General features: G+C 66.7%; 12 protein-coding genes. 2 read left to right on the top strand and 10 right to left on the bottom strand.

Going from position 1 to position 15,015, the window contains the following annotated elements:
• Window positions 1-180 precede the first annotated feature (180 nt).
• Both metH and U8D42_RS07620 read left to right on the top strand, forming a co-directional pair.
• The gene (metH, locus tag U8D42_RS07615; RefSeq protein ID WP_322860590.1) at window positions 181-3,948 is read left to right on the top strand and encodes a methionine synthase; all 3,768 of its coding nucleotides are present in this window, start codon (window positions 181-183) and stop codon (window positions 3,946-3,948) included.
• Between the two features lie 79 nt (window positions 3,949-4,027).
• Window positions 4,028-4,315 (top strand): hypothetical protein, encoded by a 288-nt coding sequence (locus U8D42_RS07620; RefSeq protein WP_322860591.1) that lies wholly within the window; start codon window positions 4,028-4,030, stop codon window positions 4,313-4,315.
• Window positions 4,316-4,352: 37 nt separating this feature from the next.
• Here U8D42_RS07620 and U8D42_RS07625 read toward each other — a convergent pair whose 3' ends face one another.
• The 10 genes from U8D42_RS07625 to U8D42_RS07670 are packed head-to-tail and all read right to left on the bottom strand — an operon-like array spanning window position 4,353 to window position 14,852.
• On the bottom strand, window positions 4,353-5,120 hold the full coding sequence (locus tag U8D42_RS07625) for a mannan-binding family protein (protein ID WP_322860592.1): 768 nt from the start codon (window positions 5,118-5,120) through the stop codon (window positions 4,353-4,355).
• Entirely contained in the window at window positions 5,117-5,797 is a 681-nt protein-coding gene (locus tag U8D42_RS07630) for a DUF3329 domain-containing protein (RefSeq protein ID WP_322860593.1), read from the bottom strand. The genes U8D42_RS07625 and U8D42_RS07630 overlap by 4 nt, the downstream gene beginning before the upstream one ends.
• Window positions 5,798-5,828: 31 nt before the next feature.
• Window positions 5,829-7,103 (bottom strand): MlaD family protein, encoded by a 1,275-nt coding sequence (locus U8D42_RS07635; RefSeq protein ID WP_431523864.1) that lies wholly within the window; start codon window positions 7,101-7,103, stop codon window positions 5,829-5,831.
• On the bottom strand, window positions 7,085-8,320 hold the full coding sequence (locus tag U8D42_RS07640) for an MlaD family protein (protein ID WP_322860595.1): 1,236 nt from the start codon (window positions 8,318-8,320) through the stop codon (window positions 7,085-7,087). Before U8D42_RS07640 ends, U8D42_RS07635 begins: the two co-directional genes overlap by 19 nt.
• Complete coding sequence (locus U8D42_RS07645) at window positions 8,317-9,411, bottom strand: MCE family protein (protein ID WP_322860720.1); 1,095 nt, start codon at window positions 9,409-9,411, stop codon at window positions 8,317-8,319. Before U8D42_RS07645 ends, U8D42_RS07640 begins: the two co-directional genes overlap by 4 nt.
• Window positions 9,412-9,452: 41 nt before the next feature.
• Window positions 9,453-10,499, bottom strand: a complete 1,047-nt coding sequence (locus U8D42_RS07650) for an MlaD family protein (protein ID WP_322860596.1) — start codon at window positions 10,497-10,499, stop codon at window positions 9,453-9,455.
• A complete protein-coding gene (locus U8D42_RS07655) occupies window positions 10,492-11,547 on the bottom strand; it encodes an MlaD family protein (RefSeq protein WP_322860597.1) in 1,056 nt (351 codons plus the stop codon). Before U8D42_RS07655 ends, U8D42_RS07650 begins: the two co-directional genes overlap by 8 nt.
• Entirely contained in the window at window positions 11,544-13,136 is a 1,593-nt protein-coding gene (locus tag U8D42_RS07660; protein ID WP_322860598.1) for an MlaD family protein, read from the bottom strand. Before U8D42_RS07660 ends, U8D42_RS07655 begins: the two co-directional genes overlap by 4 nt.
• Window positions 13,137-13,147: 11 nt before the next feature.
• Entirely contained in the window at window positions 13,148-14,011 is an 864-nt protein-coding gene (locus tag U8D42_RS07665) for an ABC transporter permease (protein ID WP_322860599.1), read from the bottom strand.
• A 1-nt stretch (window position 14,012) separates the two neighbouring features.
• Window positions 14,013-14,852: an MlaE family ABC transporter permease gene (locus U8D42_RS07670; protein WP_085239817.1), complete on the bottom strand. Its 840-nt coding sequence runs from the start codon at window positions 14,850-14,852 to the stop codon at window positions 14,013-14,015.
• Window positions 14,853-15,015: the final 163 nt, after the last annotated feature.

Consider the following 15,015-nt stretch of genomic DNA (forward strand, 5'->3'; position numbering starts at 1 on the left):
CGGATGGCGCTCACGGGCACCGCGGACGCCAAGCGGATCGGGTCGAGCTGGGCGTCCAGGCGTCGGGTGACGACGTAGACTTTTTTGGTCGAGAGGCGTTGCAACGGGTCCGGGTCTTACAGCCGGTATCCGCCACGCTCGGCAGAGTCAAGGACGCCTTCCGCTACGGAAGGAACGTATGTGAGCGCCTTGGACACCTCCGCACCGAACACATTCGTGCCTAACGTCCGCCCCGACTGCACCGACGAACTGACGGCAGCGCTGCGCCAGCGGATCATGGTGATCGACGGCGCGATGGGCACGGCGATCCAGCGCGACCGGCCGGACGAGGCCGGCTACCGCGGCGATCGGTTCACGGAGTGGCCGACCGCCCTGCAGGGCAACAACGACCTGCTGAACCTGACTCAGCCGCAGATCATCGAGGGGATCCACCACGAGTACCTCGAGGCGGGCGCCGACATCCTGGAGACCAACACGTTCAATGCGAACGCGGTCTCGCTCTCCGACTATGGCATGCAGGACCTGGCCTACGAGCTGAACTACGCCGGGGCCGCCCTGGCCCGCAAGGCGGCCGACGAATTCAGCACCCCGGAGAAGCCGCGCTACGTCGCCGGCGCGATCGGGCCGACGACGCGGACCGCGTCGATCTCGCCCGACGTCAACGACCCCGGGGCCCGCAACGTCTCCTACGACCAGCTGGTCGCCGCCTACCTGGAAGCCGTCAACGGCCTGGTCGACGGCGGTGCCGACCTGCTCATCATCGAGACGATCTTCGACTCGCTCAACGCCAAGGCCGCGGTGTTCGCCGTCGAGACGCTGTTCGAGGAGCGCGGGCGCCGCTGGCCGGTGATCATCTCGGGCACCATCACGGACGCTTCCGGGCGGACGCTGTCCGGTCAGGTCACCGAAGCGTTCTGGAACTCGATCAGGCACGCGCGGCCGATCGCGGTCGGCCTCAACTGCGCGCTGGGCGCGCCGGAGATGAGGCCCTACATCGCCGAGATGTCGCGGATCGCCGACACTTTCGTCTCCTGCTACCCGAACGCCGGCCTGCCCAACGCCTTTGGCGAATACGACGAGTCCCCCGAGCGTCAGGCGAGCTACATCGCCGACTTCGCCGAGGGCGGTCTGGTCAACCTGGTCGGTGGCTGCTGCGGGACGGCGCCGCCGCACATCGCCGAGATCGCCAAGGTCGTCGAGGGCAAGCCGCCGCGCGAGGTGCCGGAGATTCCGGTGGCCACCCGGCTCTCGGGCCTGGAGCCGCTCAACATCACCGACGACTCCCTGTTCGTGAACATCGGTGAGCGCACCAACATCACCGGCTCCGCCCGGTTCCGCAACCTGATCAAGGCCGAGGACTACGACACCGCCCTGTCGGTCGCCCTGCAGCAGGTCGAGGTCGGCGCGCAGGTCATCGACATCAACATGGACGAGGGCATGATCGACGGCGTCGCCGCGATGGACCGGTTCACCAAGCTGGTCGCGGCCGAGCCGGACATCAGCCGCGTTCCGGTGATGATCGACTCCTCCAAGTGGGAGGTCATCGAGGCGGGCCTGAAGAACGTGCAGGGCAAGCCGATCGTCAACTCGATCTCCCTGAAGGAGGGCGAGGAGAAGTTCGTCCGCGAGGCGCGGCTGTGCCGCAAGTACGGCGCGGCCGTGGTCGTGATGGCCTTCGACGAGCAGGGGCAGGCCGACAACCTGGAGCGCCGCAAACAGATCTGCGGGCGCGCCTACCGGATCCTGACCGAAGAGGTCGGCTTCCCGGCCGAGGACATCATCTTCGACCCGAACTGTTTCGCGCTGGCGACCGGTATCGAGGAGCACGCCACCTACGGGATCGACTTCATCGAGGCCTGCGCCTGGATCAAGGAGAACCTTCCCGGGGTGCACATCTCCGGCGGTATCTCGAACGTGTCGTTCTCGTTCCGGGGCAACAACCCCGTCCGCGAGGCGATCCACGCGGTGTTCCTGTTCCACGCCATCAAGGCCGGCCTGGACATGGGCATCGTCAACGCCGGTGCGCTGGTGCCCTACGACTCGATCGACCCCGAGCTGCGGGACCGCATCGAGGACGTCGTCCTGAACCGTCGCGAGGACGCGGCCGAGAGGCTCCTCGAGATCGCCGAACGGTTCAACAGCAAGGAAGACGCCGGTGACACGGCGGTGGCCGAGTGGCGCAGCCTCCCGGTCCGCGAGCGGATCACGCACGCCCTGGTCAAGGGGATCGACGCCCACGTCGACGCCGACACCGAGGAGTTGCGGGCCGAGATCGCCGCCGCGGGTGGCCGCCCGATCGAGGTGATCGAGGGTCCGCTGATGGACGGCATGAACGTCGTCGGTGACCTGTTCGGCTCGGGCAAGATGTTCCTGCCCCAGGTGGTGAAGTCGGCCCGGGTGATGAAGAAGGCCGTGGCGTACCTGCTGCCGTTCATCGAGGCGGAGAAGGCGGATAACACAGCGTCCGGCACGTCCAAGTCCAAGGACACCAACGGCACGATCATCATGGCGACCGTGAAGGGCGACGTTCACGACATCGGCAAGAACATCGTCGGGGTCGTGTTGCAGTGCAACAACTTCGAAGTGATCGATCTCGGGGTGATGGTGCCCGCCCAGAAGATCCTGGACGCGGCGAAGGAGCACGACGCCGACATCATCGGGCTGTCGGGACTGATCACCCCGTCCCTGGACGAGATGGCCAACTTCGCGGTCGAGATGGAACGTGAGGGGATGGAGATCCCGCTGCTGATCGGCGGCGCGACCACCTCGCGCGCCCACACGGCGGTGAAGATCTCGCCGCGCCGTAGCGGTCCGGTGGTCTGGGTCAAGGACGCCTCCCGCTCGGTGCCGGTGGCCGCCGCGCTGCTCGACGACAAGCAGCGTCCGGCCCTGCTGGAGGCCACCGAGGCCGACTACGCGTCCCTGCGCGAACGGCACGCCCAGAAGAACGAGCGGCCGATGCTGACGCTTCAGAAGGCCCGCGCGAACCGGACGCCGATCGACTGGGACGGCTACACGCCGCCGGTGCCCGCGATAGGTGCCGGAGTACGAGAATTTCGTGAGTACGACCTGGCCGAGTTGCGCGAGTACATCGACTGGCAGCCGTTCTTCAACGCCTGGGAGATGAAGGGCCGGTTCCCCGACATCCTCAACAATCCCGCGTCGGGCGAGGCCGCCCGCAAGCTCTACGACGACGCCCAGGAGATGCTCGACACGCTGATCAAGGAGAAGTGGCTGACGGCCAACGGGGTGATCGGGTTCTTCCCGGCGAACGCGGTTGGTGACGACATCGAGCTGTACACCGACGACACCCGTACCGAGGTGCTGACGACGTTGCACAACCTGCGCCAGCAGGGCGAGCACCGCGACGGCATCCCGAACCGGTCGCTGGGCGACTACATCGCGCCCAAGGACAGCGGTCTGGCCGACTACGTCGGCGCCTTCGCCGTCACCGCGGGGCTCGGCAGCCAGGAGAAGATCGCGGAGTTCAAGGCGGCCCTCGACGACTACAGCGCGATCCTGCTGGAGTCGATCGCCGACCGGCTGGCGGAGGCTTTCGCCGAACGCATGCACCAACGGGTCCGCAAGGAGTTCTGGGGATTCCAGCCCGACGAGCAGTTGGACAACGCAGCGCTCATCGACGAGAAGTACGTGGGAGTCCGCCCTGCCCCCGGCTACCCGGCCTGCCCGGACCACACCGAGAAGGTGACGCTGTGGAACTTGATGGACGTCAAGGGACGGACCGGCATCGAGTTGACCGAGTCGATGGCGATGTGGCCCGGTGCCGCCGTCAGCGGCTGGTACTTCTCACATCCGCAGTCGCAGTACTTCGTGATCGGTCGGATGGCCCAGGACCAGGTCGCCGACTACGCGAAGCGCAAGGGCTGGACCCTGCAGGAGGCCGAGCGCTGGCTCGCCCCGAACCTCGGCTACAACCCCGAGGACTGAGCCGTAGACTCCAGCACCGGTGCCACGTCAGTCGAGGCGCTGGACGCACCGTCCTGGTCGTGCCGAACCAGGGGGAGGGATGTTTATGCTGGTGCGAGAGTTGAACCGCATTGCCGACATCGCCGTGGAAGCCGTCAACGTCACGGTCCTGCATGTCCGGCGCATCGTCGGGGTGCTGTGTACCGCGCTCGGCCGCACGAAACGCGAAGTGAGCGACTTAGCCTGGGACTACGGCGATCTGGCGGCAACCGTTCGCTTCTCGGCCCGTAGCAGCCGTGCGCCCAGCGCGGACGACGGTCGGGTCGGGCACAGCGAGCACTCTGCCGAGGTGATATCGATCGACGTGCGTCGCCGAAAGGCCAACTGAGACCACCCCGGCCGCGCGGTCCCTAGACGCGCGGTCCCTAGACGCGCAGGACCGGGGCCAGGGCCGACAGCGGGATGTGCGCTTGCACGGTGCCGCCGTCCATGAACCACTGCATGACACCGGGCGTGAAGTTGAGCGGTTCGTCGTGGCCCACCGGGTAGTCCGGCATGTAGAGGATCAACTCGTCCGGTGTCACCGCCCAGGCCTTGTACGCCCCGGAGTAGACCTTGTCCGGGGTCCAGCGGTCGACGACGAAGGGGTAGGTTCCGGGGTCGTGGGGCGGCGGCGCCTGGTTGAGCGCGGTTTCGATAAACGGTTGGGCCAGTGGGGGAATGGCGGTCAGCGGGTTTGACGTCGTCAGGTCCGCCAGCTGCACCCGCCGGCCACTTGCCATGTCGAACGTGAAGGTCCGGTAGGCGTTGTTGGGCTTCGGCCCGTCGGCATGGTAGTCCTCGTGGAACACCGCGCTGAGCAGGTTGCCGTGGCGGAATACCTCGAAGTTCTCCTCGCCGTAGCTGTCGGCGGCCATGGCGCCGTTGGCAGTTTTCCAATTGTTGACCAGGGTGCGCAGGTAGTCGCGGATCACCGGGCCGGTGGTCGGATTGTCCACCAGTTCGTCGGGCACGGCGACCTTGATGTCCCGAACGGCGTTGCGCTCCGACGTCACGGAGGTGTGGCAGTACTGGCCGTCCCAGTCGCCGCCGAGTTCGCCACAGAAGGACGGGGCGGATGCGCGCGCGTGCGCCGTGCCGGGAAGCGTTGCGGCGGCGATCATCACCGATGCCGCGAGTATTCGGCGCATCACAGCAGCTGGACCTTGCTGGCCCGCCAGCGACCGTCGACCTTCTCCATGGTCATCTTGATCCGGCTGCGGTCGATGCGCGGGTCGGGCGCGGCCGTGTTGGTGACGGTCTGGTCGATGAAGACGAGCACGACGACCTTGTTCGTGGATTCGGACTGAATCGCCGAGTCCACCACCACGCCGTGCGCGGTCGCCTTGTTGTCGATCAGCAGCTGCCGGAGCTTGACGCTGGACTGCGTGTACATGTCCTTGAATTCGCCCGTCGCGCCGTCGAGCACCTGCCGGAAGTTTTCGTCGACCTTGTTCGAGTCGATGCTCGTCAGCACCTGCGCGTAGGCGATCGCCGCCTGTTGGGCCTGGTCGCCGGCCAACTTGACCTGATGCTCCTGCCAGAGCCGCCAGCCCAGGAACCCCGAAACGGCAAGTGACGCAATGAGTAGCGCCGGCAGCACGCCGCGACGCAGATGGCGCTTCCAGCGGCGCTTACCGCGCTCGGCCGCGGAGGGCTTGCGTTTGAGCAGCGCACCTTCGTCTTCGCCGGCTGATTCACCGGCGGGCATCTCGTCGACGTCTTCGATTGCGGCGTCTTCGATTGCGGCGTCCGGTGTTTCGGCGTCCGGTGTCACCTCGGCATGCGCCTTGGCCCTCGGGTTCTTCTCGGTGGTCACGATCACGGTCATCTCCTGGGGATCGGGTCAGCTGGTTTACGGCTCAGTGCGGCGGTTCGATCGGCAGCGGCGGACCGCCGTAGGGGGTGGGAATGGTGTAGCGGCCCCGCGGCGTCGGATCGGTTCGCCGGCCCAGGTCGGCCCCCGGTGGCGGGCCGGCGGTGTCGTCGCCGCCCGGCCGCGGCGCGTTCTTGGCGCCGCGGATCGAGACCGCGGGGTCGTCATCGCGGCAGTAGGTGTACATGAACGGCTCGTAATAATCGGCGGCCGAAGAGGCGTGCGCCGGTGTCCCGTAGTCGCACACGTAGCGGGGGTAGAGGTCGGCCGTCGCCCAGACGCCCCCGTCGTGGAAGGTGCTCGTCACCGCGTCCAGCACCGACCCGCGGTAGTCGGGGAACAGCGCGTTGAGCGCGGGGACCCGCAGGTAGAGCAGCTGCGACATGGTGGCCATGCTGCCCAGCAACTGCACCATCGTGTCGGAATTGTCGGCGAACAGGTTGTCGACGGCCGAAAGCGTGCGCGGCGTCTGATCGGTCAGGCGGCGATAGCCGGCCTGCATCCTGGCGACACCGGTCAGCGTCCTGTTGAGTTCGGTTGCCGCAGCGCCCAATCCGGCGTTCTTGTCGCTTGCCAGGTTGAGCACCACCCGGCTGGTCTTGATGATGCTGGTGGTTTGCGGCAGCACCGAATCCAGCGTCGAGAGCAGGAACGTGCCGCCGTCGACGATGGCGGTCAGCTTCGCCGGACCTTCCTTGCTCAGGCTCAGTTCCTTCTTGATCAACTCGATCTGGTGGGGGTCGACCTGGGCCAGCAGTCCGTCGGCGTCGCCGAGCAACTGCGCCAAGCTGACCGGCACGTCGGTGTGGTCGCGCGCGATGACGCTACCGTCGCGCAGAAACGGCCCGGCGTCCGATGCGGCCTCGAAGTTGATGTACTGCTCACCCGCGGGCGAGAGCGCCGACACGTGCACGACGCTGTTCGCCGGGATCCGCACCTCGGAGGCGATGCTGGCGACGGCATCCACCCCGTTGTCGGTGATCTGTAGCGACTCCACCCGGCCTACGCGCACCCCGCGCAGGGCGACATCCTGGTTGGGCAGCAGGCCGCCGGAATCCGGCAATTGCACGGTGACTCGGTAGGAGGAGGCGAACGGCTTCACCCGCAACGCGCCGATCAGCAGGTAGGCCGTAGCGACGATCAGGATGAGCGCCAGTCCGGCCACCGACAACCAGACCTGTTGGCGGTGACCGGTGCGCACCACTCGGACAACGAAACCGGCAGAGTTGTCGATGGCGCGGATCACGGTTGCCGTCCCGATGGCGGTTCCGGTGGCGGTCCCGGCGCGGGCGCCGGCGGGGCGCCAGGGGCGACATCGATCTGGCCCGGGACGGTCGGATCCGGAATGACGGGCACCTGCGGCGAGTTCGGTCCCCGGCCCACCACCCGTTCCTGCAGCCGCCACAGGGTGTACTTGAGTGTGCCGACGAGCAGGTTCACGTTGTAGTGGTGGGGTCCGTGCAGCCCGATATCGCCGGGGAACCCGATGTCGGGCAGCGACCCGAGCATGATCTTGTCCACCCCCACGTTCACCGAAATCGAGTTTCCCGCAGTCGATTTGACCAACGCGGGAATCAGCCGGTTGATCGACAGCCAGCTGGTATCCGGACTCATCGCGACGTCGTTGGCGGCCGCGGCGACCGTGTTGAGGTCGCGGATGATGCTGCGGCCGCTGGTGTCGGTCCCGCCGATCGACGGGAACCGGGCCAGCAGCCGGGAGGTGTCACCCACCTGCACGGCCACGTTGGAGAGCTGGGTGGTGTTGTCGGCCAGGGCCGCGGTGGCGGGGCGGGCGGCCGCCATCAGGTCGGTGACGGTCTGGTTCTTGGCGTCGAGCTGATCGGCCAGTTGCGACAGCTGGGTCAATGCGGCCGAGATCTGATCGGACCGGGAATCCAACCTGCCGAGCAGCTCGTTGGACTTGCGGATCATGTCGCCGAACGCCTGGCCCTGGTCACCGGTGGCCTTGCCGAAACCGTTGATGATGTTGGTGAAATTGCGCACCGCCCCGCCGTTGACCAGGATCGCCGCGGAGCTCAGCACCGACTCGACGGTTGCGGCCGCCGCGGTCGAATCCAGGCCGATGGTGTCGCCGTCCTTCAACAGCGGCGCGTCCGGTTCGCCCGCGGCCGGCGGCTTCAGCGCCACGAACACGTCGCCCAGCGGTGTCGCGGTGCGCAATTCGGCGGTGCTGCCCTGGGGCAGTTGCACGCCGTCCCTGATGCGCAGCCGGGTGACCGCCGTGTAGTTGCGGGCGACCATCGATTCGAGCTGCCCGACGTCGGCGCCGGCGAGCTTCACCTTGGCGTTCATCGGCAGGTTGAGCGCGTTGGAGAAGACCGCGTTCAGCGAGTAGCCACCAGAACCCAGCCCCGGCGCCGGAAGGGGCAGGCTGGCAAGCCCGTTCGTGGCACACCCCGCCGTCACCATCGCGGCGGCCATCACCGTCAGCACGCCGCGCGCGCCCGCGGTCATCATTTCTGCCCCATGGCGGCCATGCCGTCGAGCACGTACGTCAACCCGAAATCGGGGCCGAAGTCCTGGATGGTCCCGGTGCTGCAGCCCAGTTGCCGAAGCCCCATCAGGTTGCAGATCTCCTTGGTGTACTGGCTGTCGAAAAGCAATCGGTCCGTGAGGAAGCGAGCGCGCACGCTGCCGTTCGCCCGGTCGACCATGTTGTAGGCGTTGTCGGCCACCAGCGGAGCCAGGTCGAGGAGTTCGGCGAGGTCGCGCCGCTGGTCGGTCACCACCTTCAGGGTGGCGTTGCCGCTCAACGCGGCCCGCTTGATGTTGTCGCGGTTGGCGTCGAGCAGGTCGCCGGCCCGCTGGATCAGCTGGTCGAGTCTGCGTCCGGTGCTGCCGCTGCCGATGTCCTCGTCGGCCATGATCTGGCTGACCTGGTGGATGGTCGAGGCGAACTCGCGCAACTTCGTGTCGTTGGCGGCCACGGCGTCGAACAGGGTGCTGATGTTTCTGACGATCGTGGTGATCTGCTCGCGGGTCGTCGCGCCGCGGTCGCTGGACAGGCGCAGCGCCTTGGACAGCTCGCCCAGCGCCGCCTTGATCCGTTCGCCGTTGCCGTTGACCACTTCGGCGCCGCCGTTCAGCACGTCGGCGACCGGGCCGCCACCGTGGCCGTCGCCCTCGAGCGACTTGGTCACCTTGTCCAAAACGTTGAGGACGCTGCTGAATTCGACGGGCGTTTTGGTCCGCGGCAAGCCGATGGTGTCGTGATTCTCCAGCGTCGGCCCACCGCGATAGGGCGGCGTGAGCTCGATCTGTCGGTCGGTGAGGATGGAGGTCGACACCGTGACGGCCTGCACGGTGGCGGGAACCTTGACGTGGCGGTCGACGGTGAATTCGACTTCGACGTAGCCGCCCTTGGCGTTGATCTTGGTGACCTTGCCGACCGGCATCCCCAGCACCGCCACCACGTTGCCCTCGTAGAGGCCCGAGGCGTTGTCGAATTGGGCCGTCACGGTGATCGTGTCCTCGTCGGAACCCAGGTACCACCAGCCGATTCCGACCGCCGCGGCGACGACAGCGAGCACGGCGACGATGGCCGCCATCCTGGTCGCGAGGTTGAATCCCGCCTTCTTCACCGGCCCCTTCACTTGCAGTCCTTGAAGTACTGGATCATGCCGAACTGCTTGGCACGGCCGCTGATCGCGCACATCCACGAGTCGATCAGCGGAACGTTGGGGGCGTTGAAGTTGATCGCGTTGCCGTCACCGGTGAGGTTGGCGGCCTCGCGGAAGAAGATCGGGCTGGTTTGCAGCATGCTGTGCAGCAGGTCGTCGTGTTGAGCCATCAAGTCGGTGAAGTCCCGCATGTCCTTGATCAGCGAGTCCAGCCCGGACCGGTCGTTGACCACGACCTGACTCATGGTGTCGACGAGGCTGGAAAGGGATCGCATCATCGCGTGGAAAACGGCGCGCCGCGCGACGAATTGGCCCAACAGGTCCTGGCCCTGGTCGACCAGATTGCCGATGCCGGCCTGCTGGCGCCGCAGCGTGTTGGTCACCTGCTCGGTGCTGCGCAGCAGCTGTCCCAGTTGGTCGCGTCGTAGCGCGATGATCGAGGACAGGGTGTTGATATTCGAAATGGCCTGGGGGACAACGGCGGGCAGCCCCTCGAGCTGCTTGCCGAGCACCGCGAGCGACTGTGCGAACCGGTCGGAGTCGACCTGCTCGAACGTGGTGGTGGCGTCCTGCAGCGCCGCTTGCAGGTCGTAGGGGACCTCGGTGTGCGCCAGGTCGAAGGTGTTGTCGGGCAGGTGCGCCGGGCCGGCGGGTTCCAGCGCCAGGTAGCGCGAACCCAGGATGGTGGTGACCTTGATCTGCGCCCGGGAATACTTGCCCAGCGCGATGTTGTCCCGGATCTTCAGGCCCGCCTCGACGTGGTCGCCGACGAGTTTCATGCTGGTGACGTTGCCCACCGGGATGCCCGCGACCACGATCGGGTTGCCCGCCCGCAGCGAGGCCGCCTGCAGGAACTCCGCGGTGTAGTGCCGGTATCCGGCGCCGAGCGCGTGCACGAGCAGCATGATGGCGATGAGCACCGCGACCACCGCGACGGCGATGAACCCAAGCCACGTCTTGCTGTAGCTTTCCAGCGGACGCCTCTTCATCCGCTCCCACACGGACTCGTCAGCCATCGGCCGTGCTCCTGCACCTCGGGGTGTGCCACGCCGTGTTGCCCGGCGTGGCGGCGTTGACGATGATCGGAACGACGTCGTTGAGCCCGGGGAAGAACCCCATGAAGTTCACGTCGCAGACGTAGGCGTTGCCGTAGGCGCCCTGGTTGCCGACCCGGGTCAGCCCCTTGAGTAGCAGGGGTATGTTGTCGCCGAAGAACGCCACCTGCGGTTCGACGTCCATGATGTGCTTGGTGACACCGGGCTGACGATCGATGAATTCGCGCAGCGCCGGGTACACGTCCGCCGCCGAGGCCGACAGCCGGCCGGTCACCCGCGCGAGCGAGCCCACCGAGGCGACCAGGTCCGGGCGCCGCGCGTCGAGTTCGCCGACGACGCTGCGGGTCTGGGTGATGACACCGTCGAGATCGTCGTTCTGTCGGGCCAGGTTGCCCATCACCTTGTCGAGGTTGGTGATCACACTGCCCAGCGCCTCATCCCTGCCCGCGAATGTCTCTGTGAGGGTGGAGGTCTGGCCGACCAGCGTGGCCAGTGACGACGTGTCGCCCTGCAGCGAGGCGATGATGCCCTTGGTGAGGTTGTCGGCGTCGTGGGGGTTCAACAGGCTGAACAACGGTTCATAGCCATTGAGGAGCGTGGTCACGTCGAACGAGGGTTCGGTGCGTTCCAGCGGGATGGTGCTTCCCGGGGGGAGCAGCGCCGGACTGCCTTCCTTGCCCAAAGACAGTCCGAGATAACGCTGGCCGACGATGTTCTGGTAGGTGACCGACGCCAGGGTGTTGCCGAACAACCGCTGTTCTTGCTGCACCACGAACGAGACCTTCGCCAGTTTCCCGTCGAGCTCGATCTTTTCGACCCGGCCCACGCGCACCCCGGCCATCCGGACGTCGTCGCCCTCGCGTAGCCCGTACACGTCGCTGAACACCGCCGAATACTCGGCGGTGTTGCCGGCGACGTCGCGGCGCAGGCTCACGTACACCAGCCACGTCAGCGTCAACGAGACCACCATGAACAGGGTCAGCGCGATGAGCGGGCCGCGAAACTTCACTTGGGCTCCCCGGGTCGAGGAGCCGGTGCATGAGCTATGGACACCGTCGTTCCGCGGGCGACCGGACCCAGCAGCAGTTCGGTGGCGTCCGTCGCGGGCGCGCCGGTGATCACGCCCAGCATGTTCCGCTCGTATTGGCTCCCAACGGGTCCGACGTTCCCCCCGTAGGCGGCCCGGAACGAGGCTTGGGGTATCCACGGCGCCTTGGGGGCCACCGGTGCGACCCACGGTTCGTGCGGTTGCGGCGTCGCCGGCGCGCCGGGTGACGGGTTATCGGGGTTCGCGCTGCCGGGGACGGGTGGTGACGGCGTGATCCCGGCGGGCAGCGGGGGATTGGGGTCGGACAGGTTGGGGTTCGGGTTGATCAGCGGTGGGCCCACGGCCACGAGGTTGCCGTCGGGGCCGATCACGGTGCCCGGGGGCGGGGCCAAGTCCTTGGGCGGCTGGTAGTTCTGCGGCAGCAGCACTTCGGGCAGATCGGGACGCACCGGAATCAGCGGCGCGGTGAAGCAGCTGGGGCCCTTCAGCTCGCCGTAATGCGGGCAGTCGGCACGTGTGTACGTGGAACTCGGCGTGAACGTCAGCATCGCGCGCATGTTGCCGAGATTGGTCCGGGGGTTCCAGACCTGCTCCATGAACTGGTTGGCCAGGTTGTCCAGCTTGACGATGGCGGGCACGAAGTTGTTCGACTTCTGCGCCAGCACGCCGAGCACCGGCGTGAAATCGGTGGTGATCTGGATGAGTTGGTCGATGTGGTTGCCCAACGATTGGCGCGTCGTGCCGACCGTGTAGTCGGCGCCCGAGAGCAGTGAGGCCAGCTGCCCGCGTGTCTCGGCGAAGGTTTGCATCGGCTCGACGGCCTGATGCAGTGCGTCGAGAAGGTCGGGGGCGGTCTGCGCCAGCCCGCGCGTCGCATCCAGCAGCGCGGACACCGTAGAGGGGCCGGTGTCGGTGCTGACAATCGAATTGAGCTGGTCGAGAAGGCGATTCAGTTGAGCGCCGGCGTTGAGCAGGCTGACCCGGCGGTGGTCGGTGGCGGCACCGAGCGCGGCCAGAATCCCCACGGACCGGTCGTCACGTCCGCGCCCCGCCGCGGCGAGCACGTCGCGCAACTTGCTGACGGTCGTTTGGAAGAGAACGGTCGGAAGCCGATTGTCTTCCGGTATGTGCGCGCCTTCGCGGATCTTCTCGCCGGGGCCCTCTTGGTTCGGGGAGCCCACCAACTGCACCGATGACACGGCGAACACGTTGCTGGGCACCACGCGTGCGGTCACATTGGCCGGAATCGACGTGGCGTATTCCCGTTTGAGGTCGATGTGGACGTAGTTGGGTTTGCCGTGCGCTGCGGGGACGACGCCGTTGACCATGCCGACGAGTACGCCGTGGTACTTGACGTCGGATTTCTGCGGAAGGCCGTCGCCGACGTTCACCAGATCCGCGACCACCCGCACGTAATCGTTGAGCCGGCCAGTCGATTTGACCACCATCGCGGTGGTGAGCAGGGCGCTGACCGCCACGACCGCGATGCCTATGCCGAACAGCTGGCGGTCGGAGGGTCCGCGTCCGTCCAGCTCAAAGGAATTGGGCATGTTCCACCGACCTAGCCGCCGAATCTCGCGCCCGAGTCCACGCCCCACAGCGCCATGGTGAGCAGCATGTTGACGATGATCACCACGGTGATGCTGGCCCGCATGCCGTGTCCCGCCGCGACGCCGACGCCCTCGGGCCCGCCGCCCGCGTAGTAGCCGTAGTAGCACTGGATCGTCGACGCGATCCAGACGAAAATGACGGCCTTGATCAAGGAGTACACGATGTCCTGTCCGGCCAGCATCAGCGTGAAGTAATGCAGGTAGGAACCGGTCGAGCCGCCACTGCTGATGCCCACCACCAGTTGGGTGCTCAGGTAGCCGATCGCCAGGCAGGCGGCGTACAGCGGGACGATCGCGACCACCGAAGCGATCAGCCGGGTGGTCACCAGGTAGGGGATCGGGCGAATCGCGATCGATTCCATGGCGTCGATCTCCTCGGCGATGCGCATGGAACCCAGCTGGGCGGTGAAGCGGCAGCCGCCTTGCATGGCAAAGGCGAGCGATGCCATCAACGGAGCCAGCTCGCGGGTGTTCACCAATGAGGAGACGAACCCGGTGGCGGGCCCGAGGCCGAGCAGATCCAGGAAGTTGTAGCCCTCGATCCCTACGAGCGCACCGACCGTCATGCCGAGCACCACGGCCACCCCCGCGGTGCCACCGCCCACCACGATCGAGCCGTTGCCCCAGGTGATGTTCGACAACAGCCGCAAGAACTCGCCGCGGTACTGCCGCAAGGCAAGCGGCACGGCGACCAGCGCGCGGACGAAGAAGACCAGCAGATGGCCCAGCCGGATGATCGGTACCTTCCCGCGGCGGTAGAGCCGGACGAGTGGGACCGAGATCGGTGCGAACGGTTGATACGCGGAGGCCGTCACGTCACAGCCCCGTCCTGGGCGACAGCATGATGTAGAGCTGGCTGATCGCGACGTTGACGATCATCAGCAGCAGGATCGCCTCGACCACCGCCGCGTTGACCGAGTTCGCGACGCCCGTCGGTCCGCCCTTGGTGGACAAGCCTTTCTGGCTTGACACGACGGCCACGATCGCGCCGAACACGATCGCCTTCACCAGCGCCAGAATCATGTCGCCGGTCGTCGCGAACGACGCGAACGTCGACACGAAGCTGCCCGGCGCCCCGTTCTGGAAGTACACGTTGAACATGTAGCTCGCGAAGAAGCCGGCGAAGCACACGACGCCGGTGAGGGCCACTCCGATCATCACCGCCGCGGCCAGGCGGGGGACGACCAGACGACGGATCACCGAGACGCCCATCACCTCCATCGCGTCGGTTTCTTCGCGCATCGTCCGCGAACCCAGGTCGGCGGTGATGGCCGAACCGACGGCCGACGCCATGAGCACCGCGGCCACTAGCGACGCCCCCTGTCGAATGACCGCGAGACCGCTGGCGGCCCCGGCCAGCGAGGTGGCCCCGACCTGGCCGGCCAGCAGCGCGAACTGGATGGAGAGGGTGACGCTGATCGGCAGCGACACCAGGATCGTCGGCAACACGGCGGTGCCGGCCATGAATGCGCCCTGCCGGACGAACTCCTGCCACTGGAACCGCCCGGTCACCAGGTCGACAAAGAAGTATTGAACGGTGCGCACACCCAAGACGAACTGTTCGCCGACCGTCGTCAGCGAGGCGACCGGGTGACGCCTGACGTACCCGACCGACCAGCTCCGAACGGCGGCGACGCCATCGAGTTGCGCCGTCATCGTGGCGTGAGCTGGAGTCCAGCCAGCAAACTCATGACACCGGTCATGGCGTGTCGGCTACCGCTTTCATCGGCCCTCTCCCCACCCTTTGAAACCCTGAGTGCCGAGCAGACGACTTCGGACGCCATTGACGCGATTTGATGCGAATCCTTATTAAAATAGT

The organism is Mycobacterium europaeum (assembly GCF_034555895.2).
In the GTDB taxonomy this organism is placed as follows: domain Bacteria; phylum Actinomycetota; class Actinomycetes; order Mycobacteriales; family Mycobacteriaceae; genus Mycobacterium; species Mycobacterium europaeum.